Raw genomic sequence first — 16398 nt, 5'->3', positions numbered from 1 at the left:
CGCCGCATCAGGACGCCGCCGGGAGTGATCCCGGCGGCGTTTTTATTGCTTGCCCGCCCGCGCCTTGGCCGCATACATGGCCTGGTCGGCATGGCGCAGCAACTGCTGCGTGCTGTCGCCATGCTCGGGATAGTGGGCACAGCCGATGCTCGCAGTCATGCGCAGGCAGTGGCCGTTATCGAGCGCGAAGGACAGCGCCAGCGCCGCATGGATCTTCTGCTCGACCAGCAGCACGTCGTCGCCATGCGCGTCGTTATCGAGCAGCACCACGAACTCGTCGCCGCCCAGGCGCGCCAGGGTGTCGGTTTCGCGCAGGCATTGCCGCACCCGCTTGGCTACCGCCTGCAGCAGCAGGTCGCCACACGCATGGCCGTGCTCGTCATTGACCAGCTTGAAATCATCGAGGTCCAGAAACAGCAGCGACAAGCGTTCGCGTCGGCGCTGGACGCGCGCAAACGCGGTTTGCAGGCGGTCGAGGAACAGCCGGCGGTTCGGCAGGCCGGTCAGCTCGTCGTGCATGGCGATGAACTGCATGTGGGCGTTCAGCTGCTTGCGTTCGATGACGGTGGCGATCTGCTTGGCAACGAACTGCAGCAGTTCCTGGTCCTGCGCCGTATAGCCGGCCAGGTCGCTGCCGCTGCGCAGCAACAGCGCGCCGATGGTGCGCCGCGCCGTCGTCAGGGGCACGGCCAGCCAGTGCTCTTCGCTGTCGATCGCGAACCTGCCGGCAAGCTTGCCGGGACCGATCTGCAAGGGCAGGCCGCTGGCGAGCACTTCGCCGGCCAGCTGGCGCGCCAAGTCGGACGGCGGCGCCGCGTGGCCCGCTTCGGCGCGCGAGGAAAACTCTTCAGGCTGGCCGTGCTGGTCCAGCAAGGTCATGCACAAACCGGCCGCCGCCAGCAGTTCGCCGAGGATCTGGTGGATGTGGTGAAACAAGGTCGCCAGGTCTTCGGACGCATGGGCCGCCTCGGAAATCGCGTACAGCGCCGCCTGCATTTGCCGGGTTTGCTTCAAGACGGTAATGTCGCGCGCCACCGCCACGCGCAGCTGGTCGGCTTCGGACCAGCGGGCCGACCACATGATGTGCACCAGGCTGCCGTCTTTGCGGATATAGCGGTTTTCGAAATGCGTATGGGCGTGTCCGTCCATGATGGCGCGCGCCGCCGCCAGGGTGCGCTGGCGGTCGGCCGGCGCCACCATGTCGAGCATGACCCGACCGATCATTTCCTGTTGCGTGTAGCCGAAAATGCTTTCACAGGCAGCGCTGACAAACACAAAGCGCCCGTCGGCATCGACCATGCAGATGGCATCTAACAGCAGGTCGGCGAAACTGGCCATGGGGGCGCGAATGATGGTGTGCATCATTGCATTCTAATGGACAATCCAGCGCCGCACATCAACTGTTCATTATGAAAATAATTGAAATATTTATATTTCCATGACATTTGTGCTGGCGCCACCCAATCTGCCCTGTTCCAGCGCCGCATACGCCGGCGCCAGGCTGGCCGCCAGTTGGGCCAGCCGCGCTTCGTGTTCCGGTTGCCGCAGCCCCGGATCGCCGCGGTAGGCGTTGCCCGTATATTTGGAGTGAGATTGCGAACGCTGGCGCATCGCGTCGCGTTGCCGGGCAGTGCAGGCTAGCCCCAGCAAGTCCAGCAGTTCCGTGAATACGATGGCGGGCAACTGGCTGTAGTTGACCAACCTCAGCCGCCCGGCCACCGCATGGACGCGCGCCTGCCGATAAAAACCTTCCAGCACCAGGGCCGTGTAGGCGTCGAGGTCGCCGGGCGCAAGCCTGCTGGCCGGCAGCGGCAGCAGGGCAGGATGGATCAGGCCTGGCACCATCTGCGGGCCGCGCTGGCGGTGGTGCGAGGACAGCACCGCCAGCGGCGCGCGGTACAGGAACAGGCAGGGCGTGCCGGGGAAGGCCTGGCGCAGCAAGTCCAGGCTGTGCAGATGCCAGCAGTCGAACTTGATGACAAAATGGCTTTCGCGCCCCGTGCGGCGCTGGCCCATGGCCAGCATGGCCTGGCGCAGCAGCGCCACGGTGTCGCCGGCAGCGGCGGCGCCCGCCTCATGGTGCAGGCGCAGCAGCGAGTCGATGATGGGCGGCTCGGACATGACGATGCACTGCGGCAGCAACGCCAGCAACTGCGTCAGCAGGGTCGAGCCGCAGCGCGAGACATGGAAGACGAAGGCGCTCGGCGCCAGCGCCGCCTCGCCTTGGGCGAATTGCGCCAGCGCCCGCGCCGGCGCATGGCAGACGCGGCGCTGTTCGCGCGGCTGGCGCGCCAGGGTATTTTCAAAGAAGGAGTCGGTAAAGGAGATGTCCGTCATGTCGCGCCAGGCCAGCGTGATGTCGCCATCGTGGCAGGTGGCGGTGAGCGGATACCAGTGGCGCAGGTCCATGCCCTCGCGCCAGGCCACCTGTTCGCCCCTGGTCAGCTGGCGCTCCTGCAGCGCGAAACCCTGGTGCGCGGTCATGGCACCGCGCCGCGCTCGAGCGCGGCGAGCCGTTCGGCCACGGCCAGCGCTGCCGGCTCGCCGCTGGCGCGCAGGCGGGCGATGATTTCCCGCACATTGCCGTCGTTGATGCTGGGGTCGCCATACTTGGGCGGCGCTTTCGGCACGAAGCCGGCGCTGGCAAACAAGCTTTCGAGCCAGTCGTTGGTGACGCAGTCGAGCACCAGGTGCACGCGCGCTGCATCGCCACGGTTTTCCACGGCGTGGCGGCAACTGGCGTCCATATACCAGGCATGGCCGGCGTAAAAGTGCACCTGCTCGCCATCGATGCGAAACAGCACTTGCGGCGAGGTATGGATGGGAATATGGATGCGCGTGACGCCGTCGGCCAGCGCCGTGCCGGCGTCGCGGTGTTCGCGGATCACGGCGCCGGCGTCGAGCGCCATCAGGCGGGCCGCGCCTACCTCGCAGTCCATGCCGGCGATCGCTTGCCGCAGGCAAGGGCAGCGCGCCAGGTGCGGCGTGTCGGCGTAGACGGCGTCGTCGAGCGGCATGATATGCAGCGGGTCGCCGCCGTGCGAGCGCAGCGGCAGGCAGCTCCAGCCGTTTTCATACGCGCCGGTATTGAAGTGGCTGATCCAGTCGGTGGAGGTGAACTGGTCGCTTTCCTGTTGCATGCGCGCTACGTCGAAGCGCAGCGGCAGCCGCAGCCAGGTGCTGGGCGCGGTCATGGCGCGCTCCAGCGCAGTTCTTGCTGGACCTCGTCCTCGCTGTCGAGGGCGAAGCCCAGGCGCGCATACAGCCGGCGCGCTGGCGCATTGTGCTGGTTGACGGCCAGGCTGACGGCGCAGCCCTGCGCCGCCGCATGCGCTTGCAAGCCTGCGAGCACGACGGCGCCGGCGCCCTGGCCCTGCGCTTGCGGCAGCAGCGTGATGTCGACCACGCGCAGCGCCTGCTCGCCCGGATCGACGATCAGGCGGCCGATCGGTGCGCCGTGCCGTTCGATCAGCCACTGGCGCGCTTGCGGATAAGCCTGCTGACAACCATGTTCCTGCACGTTTTGCTGCATCGTGATCAACTGCTCGATGATGGCGGGATCGGCTTGCAGCTGCCGCAAGTCGTCGCGGCTGGCGTGATATAGCGCGCGCACGAACGCCCGGTCGTCGTCGCTGGCGCGATCGACTTCGCGCAAGTGGAAAGGGGAGGGGAGGAAATACACCGGTGCTCCAAAAAAAGGGTGGTTCAAATGGTGGTCTATTTGCTATGCTGCCAACATTCACCTCGTCTTGCAATCACATTTCATGGATTTCCCGATGAATATTACCCTCGACCTGCTCGGCCCCTTTGCCGAGACCGTTTTCATGGCGCATACCGCCGCCGGCCTGGTGCCTTTGGCGCTGAGCGAAGTGAAGGAATTGCCGCGGCGCGGGCTGCCGGAGCAATTCCGCACGCCGCTGAGCATGGTGTTTGCCGGTCCCGCCGAACTGCTGCTGGCCGAAGGCAATTATTTTCTCGACCACCCGCAACTGGGGCGGCTGGAACTGTATCTGTGGCCGATCAGCACACCGCAGCCGCCCAGGCAAATCGAGTTGGGCAAGCAGTGCTATCAGGTATCGTTGTCATGAACGGCGCCGTCTTGCGCAAGGAGCGGGACGAACTGGCGGCCATCGCCCGCGCCATCGCCGATCCGGCTCGCCCGCTCACCTCCCTGATCGCCGAAACCGGCCAGTTGCGCGTGTTTGTCGAGCGCCATTCGCGCCTGTCGATGGAGCCTTCCGGCCGCATGACCGACGGTGAGAGCACGCTCGACAGCGGCTGGGCGATCTCGCCGGTGCAGGCGGCGCTGTGTGCGCGCGAACCGCTGCGCACGGCCGCCTTTGTCCAGGGCCTGGCGTCGGCCATCAGCGCCGCGCTTGAACTGGCGCAGGGCCGGCCGGTGTCGGTGCTGTACGCCGGCTGCGGCCCGTTCGCCTTGCTGGCGCTGCCGCTGATGGCGCTGTTTTCGCCGCAACAGGTGCAATTTACCCTGCTCGAAGTGCACCAGGCGGCGCTCGATGATGCGCGCGCCCTGATCCATGACCTCGGTTACCAGGCGCACGTGGCGCAGTATCTCTGCTGTGACGCCGCCAGCTACCGCATCGCGCCGGACGCCACGCCCGACGTGATCGTCAGCGAGACCATGAACACGGCGCTGGGCAAGGAGCCGCAGGTGGCCATCATGCGCAATCTGTACGTGCAGGCGCCGGCGGCGGCGCTGGTGCCCGAGGCGATCGCCGTGCACCTGGGCGCGGCGCGCAAGCAGCCGGACCAGCCTTGCGCCGACTGGGGCCGCATTTTCGAGATCGATGCGGCCGCCATCCTGGCATGGCGGGATCGGCAAGAGACGTTCCTGCCGGCCGCCAGCGTTGCCGTGCCGGCGCAGGCGGGCACGGCCGCGAAACTGCTCACGCGCATCCGCGTGCGTGGCCAGATCGTGCTGCACGACTACGATTGCAGCCTGAACCTGCCCTTGCACCTGCCCGGCAAGCCGCAGCTCAAGGGCGGTGAAACGCTGGACTTTTCGTACCGGCTGGGACGCGCGCCGGGACTGGCCTGCGTCGTGCGCGGCTGAGCGGCTTGCCTTGCGCATCGGGTAATCGCCCTCGGTGGCGCTCAGGTATTGCATCGCCAGCCAGGGCGGCGTCGGCGCGCCCCATCGCCAAAAATCAGTTACGGCTCGGAAAGACCCCCTCCACGCAAATGATGTACTGCACCCCCTGGAACGGCGGCACCGTGGGCACGGAAGCGGTGCTGGTGACAGTGACCGGTGCGTTCAGCGTGGCGCCGGTGCCCGTATTGGCAACGCTCACGCTGCCACTGCCGCCACCGCCGCTGAGGGTGGCGGTGGCCGCGTTGAGTGTGGTGGTGCCCTGATCGACCGTGCTTGCATACAGCATGGGCTGACTGTTGCCGCCGCTCGCGCCTGTCGCCAGGTAGCCGCCGGCCAGCGGCATTTCCGAGGTCGCCGCGTCGTTGCTGACCTTGAACTCTACCGTGGAGGCGCTGCCGCCCGTAGCCGAAAAGGTCGCCGCATGGTTGTGCGAGGGCAGGTTGGCCACGGCCAGAGTGACGGCGGCGCTGCCGGTGCCGGTGCTGGTGATGCTTGCCCCCGCCACGCCGCCGGTCGTGCCCATGGCGGCATTGATGCGTCCCCCTATGCCCAGGGCGGTGCCGACGGGCACGCGCCCGCGCAGGTCGGGCAGGGCAAAGGTATTCTGGCCGTCGCCGCCGTATTGCGTGCCGAGCAGGGCGTACAGGGCGCTGTACCCGTTAATGCTGAGTAATTGGCCCGCGCAGCTCATCCAGCCGCGGGGAACGAAATTAAAGCCGACGGCGATAATGCTGCCGAGCAATGGGTCCATGTTTGTCGCCTTTCATTGTGAGGTACTGCAACGGGGCGTTTGCGCCACCATGGAATCTGGTGGCATGACTGTTCTTGCTGCGTTACGCATCGCGGACTGGTCAATCAATTCCTGGTCGGGTAGATGCCCTCGACGCAGATGATGTACTGCACCCCCTGGAATGGCGGCACGGCGGGCGCGGAGAAAATGGTGTTGACCGTGACTGGCGCCGCCAGCGTCTGGCCGCTACCGGTGTTGCCGATGGTCACGCTGCCACTGCCGCCGCCACCGGTGATGGTGGCGGTGGCCGCATTGAGTTTGGTGGTGCCCTGGTCGACGGTGGCCGCATACAGCATGGGCTGGCTGTTGCCGCCGCTCGCGCCCGTCGCCAGATAGCCGCCGGCCAGCGGCGCTTCCGAGGTCGCCGCGTCGTTGCTGACCTTGATCTCCACCGTGGACGGGGTGCCGCCGGAAGCCGAAAACGTGGCCACATGGTTGTGGGGCGGCAGGTTGGCCACGCCCAGGGTGACGCTGGCCGTGCCATTGCCTTGCGTGCTGATGGTGGTGGCCGCGTTGCCGCCGGCGACGCCCATCGTGGCGTTGATGCGTCCCGCTGCGCCGACGGAGGCGCCGACGGCCACGCGCCCGCGCAGGTCGGGCAGGCCAAAGGTATTCTGGCCGTCGCCGCCGTATTGCGTGCCGAGCACGGAGTACAAGGCCTGGTTCTGATTGATGCTTATTAACTGGCCGTTGCAGCTCATCCAGCCGCGCGGAACAAAGGAAAAGCCCACGCTCATGATGGTGCCGATAAATGAATCCATATTGATTGCCCCTTTTATTTTGAATGAAAAACGACATGGCACCGCCCGGCCGCGCTTGGCAGATTCGGGCTTGCATGGAGCATGTATATTAATTCAAATTTAAAAAAACATCACCTGGAATCATGGTTGCATCATTATTGTTGAAAATATACGACGCGTTCAGGTGGTCCAGGATGCATAGCATGATTAGTTATTTAATTTGGAAGATATAGTATTAATTTTTTTGTTGACTTGCGAGGATAATTGCGCTGCAATTCAAGCCGGATATTATCAGTGTTAGAAAGTGTGTATATTGTCGATTCGCTTCATTCCGGAATTATTCAGGCGAACTCATGTTTTTCCCGCATTTGCCGTTATAGACGTTACATATACCAATATTGACCAGAACATGAGCAACATGCGCGCCGTTTCTTCCGCTTCAGCGTGGACCCCGAGCCTGTCGCGCACAGCAGCAGCGCCGATGGACGCGAGCGACCTTGCTGATGCGCCAGTGTCGTCACCATCGGCCATCGTCGCCCTCAGCGACAATATCGGCCCCTCGGCGGCCAAGGCTGCCAGTGATCCGGGCCATGCTCCGCCCTTGCAATGGGAGCGCGCTTCGCGCGACGCCGTCAGCGCGTTGATGGCGAACAATTTTGCCGCCGGCGCCAGCGCCGGGCGCTTCAAAGGACTGGGCGCGGCCCTGCTCGACCAGGTGAGGGGTGGCGTGACGCAACTGTCGCAGACTGCGCAGCGCAGCGCAGGCGGCGTCCAGGCCGGTACCTACGCGGCCCTCGCCGGTGGCGTCTCGGGCGCCCTGCACGGCATGGGCGACGACCGCTTCAGCCTGGGCATCACCACCAGAAGCGGGGTTGAAGTAAAACTGTCGCTCGACAGCGATGGCGACGCGCTGGGCGTGCAACTGACGGCCAGCGGCGCCTTGAGCGACGAGGAGACTCACGCGCTGGGCCAGTTGTCGAAAGCCTTCCAGCAAGCCATTGACGGCATGGCGCAGGATCCGCCGCAGCTCAGGCTGGGCGGCCTGATGCAGTTCGATGCAAAGCAGCTGGCCTCGGTCGAGCTGCGCGCGCAGGTGGGCCTGAACACCACGCCGCCCAGCGTGCAGACGCTGTCATTCCAGGCCGACGCCATGCAGCGCAAGGTTGCTTTCAGTGGCGCGGCCGGCAGCCTGGACGTCAAGGTCGACGCCAGCAAGGCCGCCAGCCTGGGCGGACCGGAGCAGCAGGCGCGCGCCATGAAAAGCTACATGCGCCAGTTCGACCAGGCGGCCACGCGCGGCCATGCCGATGGCGCTTTGATGAGCTTGTTCAAGGAGACCTTCAGCACCCTGCACAGCCCGGTGGGCGAGGCGGCCCGGTTGTCCACCGGTGGCACGACTCCCGGCAAATGGGCGCTGGCGGCCGAGGACCGCGCCATGCTGACGGGCCTGGCCGATTTTTCCGCGAAGGTAGTGCAAACGCCGAAGATGGACAATCCGATGCGCTTGTCCGAGCAGGATGCGTTCAGCTATGAAGTGGGGCAGGCTACCAGCCTGGGCGGGCGCAGTTATGACGAGCGATCGATTGCGCAGCAGCAGAGCGCCAGCCTGAGCGCCAGCTTCCATATGCCGCTGGTGGCCGGCACCACGCTGCGCCTGACGGGGCAGCCGGAATCACAGAACTATACCTACCATCAGATCGATGACACGGCCAGCAGCCTGGCCAGCATCGCCTACCAGGACGGCAAGCTGGCCAAGGCCAGCCTGGAGCAGTCGTCAAGCCAGAACACGCGCGTGCAGCGCTATGAAATGGGCAAGCTCAAGTCCGACCTTGCCAGCCCGAGCGTCAACTCGCTGACGCGCGACCTGGTGGCTGCTCTGGGGCCGTACCAGGCTGGCCAGGCGCAGCTGAACCAGGAGCAGAAGGCGCAGCAGCGCACGCAGATGCTGTCGGCGCTGAACGATCAGGTGTTCCTGACGGCGACAGCGGGCAGATAAAGTTCTAGGCTCTGGCGCGGCTTTGCCTGATCGCGTATCCGATGCCCAGTACGCCCAGCCAGACCGGGATCAAGTACACGGAAATGCGCAGGCCCGGCGTGAAAAACATGATCGCCAGGATGCCGGCCAAAAACGCCAGGCACAGGTAGTTGGTGAATGGATAGCCCAGGCTCTGGAACAAGGTAGTCTTGCCGTCGATTTTCTTCTGCGCGCGAAAGCGCAAATGAATCCAGCTGATCATGCCCCAGTTGATGATCAGCGCCGAGACCACCAGTCCCATCAGCATTTCAAACGCATCGCCCGGCATGACGTAATTGACCACCACGCACAGGCCGGTCGCCAGCGCCGACACGCCCAGGGCGACCAGCGGCACGCCGCGGCGGTTCAGGTGCAGCAGCGCGCGCGGCGCATTGCCCTGCTTGGCCAGGCCAAACAGCATGCGCGTGTTGCAGTACACGCCGCTGTTGTAGACGGACAGGGCGGCCGTCAGCACCACCACGTTCAGCGCCGTGGCCACCAGGTTGCTGTCGAGCGCGTGGAAGATCAGTACAAAAGGGCTGCCGCCGGTGACTACCTTCTGCCACGGGTACAGCGACAATAAAATGCCCAGCGCGCCGATATAAAAGATCAGGATGCGGTAAATCGCCTGGTTGGTGGCGCGCGGGATGGTGGTTTGCGGGTCGTCCGCTTCGGCCGCCGTGATGCCCACCAGTTCCAGCCCGCCGAACGAGAACATGATGACGGCCATCGCCATCACCAGGCCCTGCCAGCCATTCGGGAAAAAGCCGCCGTGCTGCCACAGGTTGGCCACCGAAGCCTGCGGGCCGGCGTCGCCGGACGCCAGCAGATACGCGCCGAAGACGATCATGCCGACAATCGCCACCACCTTGATCAGCGCGAACCAGAATTCCATTTCCCCAAACGCCTTGACGTTCAACAGGCTGATGGCGTTGATGGCGCAGAAGAATGCCAGTGCCGAGACCCAGGTCGGCACGTCCGGCCACCAGTACTGCACATAGATGCCGACGGCCGTCAGTTCGGCCATGCTGACCAATACATACAGCACCCAGTAATTCCAGCCCGACAAAAAGCCGGGCAGGTGGCCGCAGTACTTGTCGGCAAAATAGCTGAAGGAACCGGCCACCGGTTCGTCGACCACCATCTCGCCGAGCTGGCGCATGATCAGAAAGGCGATCACGCCGGCGATGCCGTAGCCGAGCAGCACCGATGGTCCGGCCATCTTGATGGTTTGCGCGATGCCCAGGAACAGGCCGGTGCCGATCGCGCCACCCAAGGCGATCAACTGGATATGCCGGCTTTTCAGTCCGCGCTTGAGTTCCGTCGTTTCAGTGCCGTTCACTGCCGTCATCTTCTTTTATCCTGTTTTCATGGGGTGGCCAAGGCCAGTGATTCTAATCCATGAAAGGCAGGAACAGCAGGGAAAAACATATTGATGTATGATGCATCATAAATAAACGAGGAATCGCATGGCCTATCAGCTCGATCAACTTGCGCACGCCAACCTGGGCAAATCGGTGCATGCGCGCTTGCGCGAGGCACTGGCGGCGGGGCGCTTCCGGCCCAACGACCGCCTGCGCATCCGCGAACTGGCGCTGCAGCTGGGCACCAGCGTGACGCCGGTGCGCGACGCCATGCTGCAGCTGGTGCAGGAAGAAGCGCTGGTGCTGCGCTCGCCGCGCGACTTTCGCGTGCCCGTGCTGAGCGAGGCGCGCTACCTGGAGATACGCGCGCTGCGGGTGGAACTCGAAGGCCTGGGCGCGGCGATGGCGGCGCAGCAGATCGACGCCGCCGGCCTGGCGCGGCTGGAACAGCTGCTGCAGGCCAACGAGGCGGCGATCGCGCGCCAGGACCTGGCCGGCGCCCTGCAGTGCAACCAGGCCTTCCACCTGGGGCTGGCGCAGGCGTCCGGCATGCCGACCTTGAAACGCTTTGTCGACCATCTGTGGATGCAGATCGCGCCGCTGATCGCCGCCGGCTACGCGGCCTTTACGCCCACCATGCGGGTCGGCCACCACCGCGCCATCGTCGACGCCCTGCATGCGCGCGATGGCGCTGCTGCACGGAAGGCCATGCAAAGCGACATTCTGGACGGCGGCGCGCAACTGCTGGCGTATGTGCGGCAGATGGCGCAAACGAGAGCAACCAACGTAGATGACAAGGACAGCGATGAATAACGTGGAACATGAGACCGAACAGAAAACCGCCATCGTCACGGGTGCCAGCCGCGGCATCGGCCACGCCGTCGCCGAGCGCTTCCGCAGCCTGGGCTGGCGCGTGATCACCGTCTCGCGCAGCCCGATACCGCTGGGCTGCCCGCGCAGCGCCGAACACAACACGCACTTTTGCATGGACTTGTCGGACCTGAGCCAGATCGGCCAGATGGTCGACATGCTGCGCCCCATGCTGCCAGACGGCAAGCTGCACGCGCTGGTCAACAATGCTGGCGTGTCGCCGAAAGGGCCGGGCGGCGCGCGCGTCAATTCCTTGACGACCGACATGCAGACCTGGCAAGCGATGTACAACACCAACTTCTTTGCGCCGCTGGCGCTGACGCGCGGCTTTGCCGAAGAACTGTCGAACGCGCGCGGCGCGGTGGTCAACCTGTGTTCGATTGCCGGCTATCGCGTGCATCCATTTGCCGGCTCGGCCTACGCCAGTTCCAAGGCGGCGCTGGCCTCGCTGACGCGCGAAATGGCCAACGACATGGCGCCGATGAATGTGCGCGTCAATGCGATTGCGCCCGGCGAAATCGACACGGCCATCCTGTCGCCCGGCACCTCGCATATCGTCGACACGCAGATCCCGCTACGCCGCCTGGGCACCACGGCCGAAGTGGCCGACCTGGTGGAATTTCTGTGCAGCGAGCGCGCCTCGTATATTACCGGCGCCGAAATTCCCATCGATGGCGGGCAGCGCATCTAGTGGCATGACAGAAGCCAGGAGTCGGAGCGTTTCCCACGAAATGCGAATGGCTGGGGGCCGACCCTCAACGCCGCCAATACTAAGCTCTGCGGCGACGCTCGCGTGGGTCTGCCCGCAGCTGTCATACGATCTTGACGTAGCAGGCGACACTAAAATGAGGGCTGGATACAATAACAATCTTACATGACCAGGCTGCGCCTGCAGCCCCGCGTCGCGACCGTCCACTTGCACAGGAGTCCACAAGATGAATCTACGCAGCCTGCTTTCTTCCATGCTGATCGGCGCCGTCGCCAGCGCCCGTTCGATGACGCCGATGGCTACCATCGCCGCCGCGCGCCTGGCCGGGCGCCATACGACGGGCCAGCTGGTGCTGCTCGACCGTCCCGTGTTCAAGGCCGGCGCGCTGCTGATGGGCGCTGCGGAACTGTATGGCGACAAGATGGCGACGGCGCCGGACCGCACCGTGTTCCTGGGCCTGCTGGCGCGCGTGCTGAGCGCCGGCATTGCTGGCGCGGCCTTGGCGCCCGAAGGCCGTGAAAAGACCGGCGCGGCCGTTGCGGTGGCGACCGCCGTGCCGCTGGCCTACCTGACCCTGGCTGGGCGCAAGCAGGCGATGGCGCGTATCGGCCAGACCAGGAGCGGCCTGATCGAGGACGCGCTGATCGTCGCGGCGGGGATTGCGATCGTGACGTTGTCGACGACACCAAGATCTCAATGACCTGCCCGTTTGATGCCGTGTCAGGCCACTTTCTTTTCGAAATCATATGCATGCCGGCATCAATACATGCTCGATATCAGAAATCCGGTGTATTCGTCGATCGCTTCGGTTGTTCGACGGGGACTGTTGCGTAAACTGTTTTTGGATTGTTGCTCAGCATATTTTTCATGTCGAGTATCAAATCAGGTGCCTTTGACAGATCGGCAAGGATAATTTCGGTTTGCGTCGCATTATAAGTCAAGCGCGTTTCGTGGCCATTCGCGACCCACAGCGCTTTTCCGCATACTTTCCATTTTTTTGCCGTGCTCAGTGCAACGCTGTTACGTTCGGTCATCTGGCTATACAGGCTCTTGGGATCGTATTGCTCTCCTGCATATTGCAGCATTTCGCTCCAGCAGTAAGGGTAGGGCGTGACGCTACCAAAATCACCACTCGAAATATTTCCACCCTGAACATAATCCATGCCAACCAAACTCAGCCCTGGCAGCATTCTGTCGGACCACATGGTATGGTCTGCAAATCTGGTTTTGTCATCATGGACAAAGTAAACGGGGAAGCCATGTTTTTCCTGTAGTGCATTTCCTATGTCGAAAGTGGTCTGCTTGTTCGGGAAGTAGCGTATCAGACGCCTGATACTGATAATGGTGTCATCAGGTAAAAAGTTGAGAAATAAATTATCCTCGGATATGCTTGGTTTGGACTTGTTCAGCAAGATCTTGTGCTGAGTTTCGTATGTCAGATACGCAGCGCCAATGCCTATTTCTTTTTTTGTAACCGTTACGTTGGATTTTTGGAACTTGTCCTTGATTATAGTCAAAGCATCGGCTTTTTTCATTCCGATCTTGATTCCCAGAACATCCGGATCGGTCATCTGACTCGACTGCCCGAACGTCAGATTTGATGCAAAGAATAATATGCACGCCGTCAAGTGTGTAAATTTCATTTATTTTCCAGAAAATGGTTGAATTTGCCAGTATTCGTTGGGTACGAATACTGATGAGTTTCGCTCATGGCAGCATGGGCTGGCGGATGATGAATCGGGTGGTAGCTCTCATCGCTTTTTCTTTGTTGAGGAAATGATATTTTTAAAAATTAAATCTTGCTGCGGTAGCGATGATTTTTCCATTCCCATAATACAGATGGCAAGCTGCGAAATCCATAGAACAGGTGTTCTATATGCAAGGATGAGTTGTAGTAAAAAAACTTGAAAAACTGGCGGATTGGTGCTTCATGTGAAAAATTGCATTGAAACTGCTTGCCAACAATCGATGCGGGGAGCATCCGGGAGTTCAGACTGGAAGCCAGTCAGGTCAATAATATGAAATGGAATTCATGAAAAATCTCTTTCTTTTAAATTCTGCATCATTTTTGACAGTTCAGCCTTGCCTGAAATGCCGAACTTCGTGTAGACGCTGTGGGCCTGATTTCTGACGGTGGCAGGTTGGCTGCCTAACTGTCTCGCTATTTCTTTATAGCTCGCATTTTTAGCAAGCATTTCCGCGACGACCAATTCCGTTGCGGATAACTTCGTTTGAGGTGCCGAGGGCCGGAAGCGTAACAATATTGAGTCATTTTTCAACAACACGATGACAGTAAATTTCTTGCCAACATAAACCTTTTCCGAGGTGCTTCGTAGTCCGTCCATCAGCTTTTCAGGAATAAAGGGCGGCAGCCAGTCAGGGAACTCATCATGCAGGAATTTGACAGCGGCATCATCAATAAAGCTGATCTGCCGTGAAAGTGAACAAATTGCGGTGCCTGCAGCAGGGGCGGCGTGCCCGGTGTTGGCATGTAATTGTCGATGAATGGAAAAAGCCTGAAAAACATGCGGCAGAATAATGTTGGCGACAGATTCATCGCTCTTTGTGTAATCATGATCTGCCTTTGCTCTCCACAATGACAGGATCTGGAACGATTTCTCGTCAGATACGCCTTGTATCATGGTCAGCGTTTGCAAGCTCTCCGTCTTTACGCCATAGGCGGCGACATTTGGTTTGACATGATTGCCACTGGCAACGGAAAAAGTGACGGCTGTTCCTTTTCGATGAAATGCTTGTAGCAGACTTGGATCTTCAGTGGCAAGAGAATTGGTATCAACGATATTCTCTCCGCCTATATATTCTTCTCGCAGCCGTAGCTTGTCTGCTGTCGAAACATTATGCGCAACAGCAGCCACCAACTTCAGCCCAGCATGTGGAATTTGAACAAAATCGCAGAAGCCGCCTGAGTCAAAATTGAGAAAACATTTCACTTGTGAAAATATTTTTTCTGAAAAATCTGACGCGGAGGTTGATTGCGCTGTTCGATATATTTCCAATATTGTTTTATGTAATTCGTTCAAGACCAGCCTCAAAAAAAGTCATTGATATTTATATGGTCAATAATGAAATGTATGATGTTTTGGCGGTATTTCTGCAGTCTGCTTGAAAATTCACTTCGCAGAAAATCGTCCGTAACACGTCGCATATATTTTCAGATTGACAATTTAAGGAATAATATCGTAAAGAATTTCGATTGTGCAAGAAATTTTTCATGCTGGAAAGACTAACGCGCTGGTTTCAAGCACGTTTGCCAAGTTCAGCGCACAGTCGATCATTTTTTGACCAGACTGCTGATCGCAATAAGGGCTGGACGTGTCTGAATCGGCGGCCACGGGAATGTGGCGCCCGATCAAGGTTGGTATGGACTTGTGGAGTAATGCGGGAGATTGATGCTCCCTCAGCGTCCGATCAATGACTTTGTTGCCGAGGACGCGGTATCTTTGCTGGGCCAGGTGTGCGTTGCTCATGTTGCATACGCATCGCGTACGGCAGGCACAGCGTTGGCGAGGCAGACTTGACCAGAGCTACGCTCAATGCGCGTCCAGCTGCGCCTGCAGTGCCGCCACCACCAGCGCATGGTCATCGGCCTGTGCCAGGCCCGACACCGTGACCGTGCCCACCATGCCCACGCCCCGTATCAGCAGGGGAAACGCGCCGCCGTGGCCCGCGTATTCCAGGCTGTCCAGATACGTCACGTCTTCGAACGCCGCACCCTTGTTTTTATAGGAAATGCCCATCGCGTAGGAACTGCGCGCAAAGCGCTGCACCGTGTTGTTCTTGCGCCGTATCCAATCGGCCTGGTCGAGGGTAGCGCCGCTCATGGCGTAATGGAACAGCACCTGGCCGTTGCGCGTGATATCGACGGTGACGGCACGGCCGCGCTTGCGCACTTCCTCGACGATCCACAGGCCGACGGCCAGCGCGGTGTCGTTGTCGAAGCGGTCGAACTGCAGGCTTGCTTCCTGCTGCGCCAGGGTGTTGAGCAAATCGGCGTATTGATCCATCGTAATGATCCAGGCAAGAAGCTGTTAAGTGGTTGGAAGCGCTACTGTAACCGACGCCACGCCTTTTTTCACGCCGGGCTAGAATACAGCATGAACCTGTCCCTGTTTGCCGACGATGACTACGACGCCATCGGCCCTGCGCCGCTGGTGCCGGGCAGCACCGCCTCCGTGCTGCTGCGCGGCTTTGCCTTGCCCAGGGTGGAGCAATTGCTCTGTGCCATGGACGCCATCGTGCGGGCGGCGCCGCTGCGCCATATGGCTACCCCGGGCGGCTTGCGCATGTCGGTGGCGATGAGCAATTGCGGCCAGCTGGGCTGGGTGACCGATACGCGCGGCTACCGCTATGTGCGGCAAGATCCCGTGGACAGCACGCCGTGGCCCGCCATGCCGCCCGTGTTTTTGCAATTGGCCCGGGATGCGGCCGAGGCCGCCGGCTACGCGGGCTTTGTGCCGGACGCCTGCCTGCTCAACCGTTATGTGCCCGGCGCGCGCATGGCGCTGCACCAGGACAAGGATGAGTGCGACTTTACGGCGCCCATCGTCTCCGTCTCGCTGGGTTTGCCCGCCACTTTCCTGTTCGGCGGTGCGCTGCGCGCCGACCGCGCCGCGCGTATCGTGCTGCTGCATGGCGACGTGGTGGTATGGGGCGGCGCGGACCGCCTGCGTTACCACGGTGTGGCGCCGCTGAAGGACGGCCAGCATGATCTGTTCGGTGCGCAGCGCTTCAACCTGACCTTCCGCAAGGCGCTTTAAAGCTGAGGTCGCCTCGCTTT

The 16398-nt window shown here is 61.5% G+C and carries 18 protein-coding genes; 7 read left to right on the top strand and 11 right to left on the bottom strand.

The window, feature by feature from the left end:
- Positions 1-42: 42 nt before the first annotated feature.
- From CD932_RS17930 to CD932_RS17915, 4 genes are all read right to left on the bottom strand, one after another.
- Entirely contained in the window at positions 43-1365 is a 1323-nt protein-coding gene (locus CD932_RS17930) for a GGDEF domain-containing protein (protein WP_254926655.1), read from the bottom strand.
- Positions 1366-1428: 63 nt separating this feature from the next.
- On the bottom strand, positions 1429-2484 hold the full coding sequence (locus CD932_RS17925; protein ID WP_094444140.1) for a hypothetical protein: 1056 nt from the start codon (positions 2482-2484) through the stop codon (positions 1429-1431).
- Positions 2481-3194, bottom strand: a complete 714-nt coding sequence (locus CD932_RS17920; RefSeq protein WP_094444139.1) for an aspartyl/asparaginyl beta-hydroxylase domain-containing protein — start codon at positions 3192-3194, stop codon at positions 2481-2483. Before CD932_RS17920 ends, CD932_RS17925 begins: the two co-directional genes overlap by 4 nt.
- Complete coding sequence (locus tag CD932_RS17915; RefSeq protein WP_141213290.1) at positions 3191-3682, bottom strand: GNAT family N-acetyltransferase; 492 nt, start codon at positions 3680-3682, stop codon at positions 3191-3193. The genes CD932_RS17920 and CD932_RS17915 overlap by 4 nt, the downstream gene beginning before the upstream one ends.
- Positions 3683-3776: 94 nt before the next feature.
- Here CD932_RS17915 and CD932_RS17910 point away from each other — a divergent pair, with 94 nt between their 5' ends.
- Positions 3777-4088, top strand: a complete 312-nt coding sequence (locus CD932_RS17910) for a hypothetical protein (RefSeq protein WP_141213289.1) — start codon at positions 3777-3779, stop codon at positions 4086-4088.
- Complete coding sequence (locus CD932_RS17905; protein WP_094444136.1) at positions 4085-5074, top strand: hypothetical protein; 990 nt, start codon at positions 4085-4087, stop codon at positions 5072-5074. Before CD932_RS17910 ends, CD932_RS17905 begins: the two co-directional genes overlap by 4 nt.
- Positions 5075-5168: 94 nt before the next feature.
- On the opposite strand, the gene CD932_RS17900 is transcribed toward CD932_RS17905, so the two are convergent.
- Both CD932_RS17900 and CD932_RS17895 read right to left on the bottom strand, forming a co-directional pair.
- Complete coding sequence (locus tag CD932_RS17900; protein WP_094444135.1) at positions 5169-5864, bottom strand: phage tail protein; 696 nt, start codon at positions 5862-5864, stop codon at positions 5169-5171.
- A gap of 104 nt (positions 5865-5968) precedes the next feature.
- A complete protein-coding gene (locus CD932_RS17895; RefSeq protein ID WP_094444134.1) occupies positions 5969-6664 on the bottom strand; it encodes a phage tail protein in 696 nt (231 codons plus the stop codon).
- A 388-nt stretch (positions 6665-7052) separates the two neighbouring features.
- On the opposite strand from CD932_RS17895, the gene CD932_RS17890 reads away from it, so the two are divergent.
- Positions 7053-8639 carry a hypothetical protein gene (locus CD932_RS17890; protein ID WP_141213288.1) on the top strand — a complete coding sequence of 529 codons (1587 nt, stop codon included), beginning with the start codon at positions 7053-7055 and terminating at the stop codon, positions 8637-8639.
- A gap of 4 nt (positions 8640-8643) precedes the next feature.
- Here CD932_RS17890 and CD932_RS17885 read toward each other — a convergent pair whose 3' ends face one another.
- Positions 8644-10008 (bottom strand): amino acid permease, encoded by a 1365-nt coding sequence (locus CD932_RS17885; RefSeq protein WP_094444132.1) that lies wholly within the window; start codon positions 10006-10008, stop codon positions 8644-8646.
- A gap of 118 nt (positions 10009-10126) precedes the next feature.
- Here CD932_RS17885 and CD932_RS17880 point away from each other — a divergent pair, with 118 nt between their 5' ends.
- The 3 genes from CD932_RS17880 to CD932_RS17870 all read left to right on the top strand — a co-directional run bounded on the left by CD932_RS17880 (position 10127) and on the right by CD932_RS17870 (position 12300).
- Complete coding sequence (locus CD932_RS17880) at positions 10127-10834, top strand: GntR family transcriptional regulator (protein ID WP_094444131.1); 708 nt, start codon at positions 10127-10129, stop codon at positions 10832-10834.
- A complete protein-coding gene (locus CD932_RS17875; protein ID WP_094444130.1) occupies positions 10827-11582 on the top strand; it encodes an SDR family NAD(P)-dependent oxidoreductase in 756 nt (251 codons plus the stop codon). The genes CD932_RS17880 and CD932_RS17875 overlap by 8 nt, the downstream gene beginning before the upstream one ends.
- Positions 11583-11826: 244 nt before the next feature.
- Positions 11827-12300 (top strand): hypothetical protein, encoded by a 474-nt coding sequence (locus CD932_RS17870; protein ID WP_094444129.1) that lies wholly within the window; start codon positions 11827-11829, stop codon positions 12298-12300.
- A 76-nt stretch (positions 12301-12376) separates the two neighbouring features.
- On the opposite strand, the gene CD932_RS17865 is transcribed toward CD932_RS17870, so the two are convergent.
- The 4 genes from CD932_RS17865 to CD932_RS17850 form a co-directional block, all read right to left on the bottom strand.
- A complete protein-coding gene (locus tag CD932_RS17865; protein ID WP_094444128.1) occupies positions 12377-13243 on the bottom strand; it encodes a hypothetical protein in 867 nt (288 codons plus the stop codon).
- A gap of 387 nt (positions 13244-13630) precedes the next feature.
- Entirely contained in the window at positions 13631-14641 is a 1011-nt protein-coding gene (locus CD932_RS28320) for a helix-turn-helix transcriptional regulator (RefSeq protein ID WP_141213287.1), read from the bottom strand.
- A gap of 189 nt (positions 14642-14830) precedes the next feature.
- Positions 14831-15088, bottom strand: coding sequence for a hypothetical protein (locus CD932_RS17855; RefSeq protein WP_094444126.1), 258 nt, complete (start codon positions 15086-15088; stop codon positions 14831-14833).
- Between the two features lie 63 nt (positions 15089-15151).
- Positions 15152-15625: a heme-degrading domain-containing protein gene (locus tag CD932_RS17850; protein WP_094444125.1), complete on the bottom strand. Its 474-nt coding sequence runs from the start codon at positions 15623-15625 to the stop codon at positions 15152-15154.
- Between the two features lie 90 nt (positions 15626-15715).
- Here CD932_RS17850 and alkB point away from each other — a divergent pair, with 90 nt between their 5' ends.
- Entirely contained in the window at positions 15716-16378 is a 663-nt protein-coding gene (gene alkB / locus CD932_RS17845) for a DNA oxidative demethylase AlkB (protein ID WP_094444124.1), read from the top strand.
- Positions 16379-16398 lie beyond the last annotated feature (20 nt).

Origin of the sequence: Janthinobacterium sp. PC23-8, from assembly GCF_002250505.1 — a bacterium.
GTDB lineage: Bacteria > Pseudomonadota > Gammaproteobacteria > Burkholderiales > Burkholderiaceae_D > Janthinobacterium.
The sequence above is the reverse complement of the archived record's forward strand: the minus strand, read 5'-3'. Positions and strand labels throughout refer to the sequence as shown.

Bases quoted from the DNA above. Each gene is read 5' to 3' on its own strand.
- CD932_RS17870 (WP_094444129.1), top strand. From the start codon at position 11,827: ATGAATCTACGCAGCCTGCTTTCTTCCATGCTGATCGGCGCCGTCGCC.
- CD932_RS17850 (WP_094444125.1), bottom strand. From the start codon at position 15,625: ATGGATCAATACGCCGATTTGCTCAACACCCTGGCGCAGCAGGAAGCA.
- alkB (WP_094444124.1), top strand. From the start codon at position 15,716: ATGAACCTGTCCCTGTTTGCCGACGATGACTACGACGCCATCGGCCCT.
- CD932_RS17930 (WP_254926655.1), bottom strand. From the start codon at position 1,365: ATGATGCACACCATCATTCGCGCCCCCATGGCCAGTTTCGCCGACCTG.
- CD932_RS17920 (WP_094444139.1), bottom strand. From the start codon at position 3,194: ATGACCGCGCCCAGCACCTGGCTGCGGCTGCCGCTGCGCTTCGACGTA.
- CD932_RS17900 (WP_094444135.1), bottom strand. From the start codon at position 5,864: ATGGACCCATTGCTCGGCAGCATTATCGCCGTCGGCTTTAATTTCGTT.
- CD932_RS17885 (WP_094444132.1), bottom strand. From the start codon at position 10,008: ATGACGGCAGTGAACGGCACTGAAACGACGGAACTCAAGCGCGGACTG.
- CD932_RS17865 (WP_094444128.1), bottom strand. From the start codon at position 13,243: ATGAAATTTACACACTTGACGGCGTGCATATTATTCTTTGCATCAAAT.
- CD932_RS17855 (WP_094444126.1), bottom strand. From the start codon at position 15,088: ATGAGCAACGCACACCTGGCCCAGCAAAGATACCGCGTCCTCGGCAAC.
- CD932_RS17895 (WP_094444134.1), bottom strand. From the start codon at position 6,664: ATGGATTCATTTATCGGCACCATCATGAGCGTGGGCTTTTCCTTTGTT.
- CD932_RS17880 (WP_094444131.1), top strand. From the start codon at position 10,127: ATGGCCTATCAGCTCGATCAACTTGCGCACGCCAACCTGGGCAAATCG.
- CD932_RS17910 (WP_141213289.1), top strand. From the start codon at position 3,777: ATGAATATTACCCTCGACCTGCTCGGCCCCTTTGCCGAGACCGTTTTC.
- CD932_RS17905 (WP_094444136.1), top strand. From the start codon at position 4,085: ATGAACGGCGCCGTCTTGCGCAAGGAGCGGGACGAACTGGCGGCCATC.
- CD932_RS17875 (WP_094444130.1), top strand. From the start codon at position 10,827: ATGAATAACGTGGAACATGAGACCGAACAGAAAACCGCCATCGTCACG.
- CD932_RS17890 (WP_141213288.1), top strand. From the start codon at position 7,053: ATGAGCAACATGCGCGCCGTTTCTTCCGCTTCAGCGTGGACCCCGAGC.
- CD932_RS17925 (WP_094444140.1), bottom strand. From the start codon at position 2,484: ATGACCGCGCACCAGGGTTTCGCGCTGCAGGAGCGCCAGCTGACCAGG.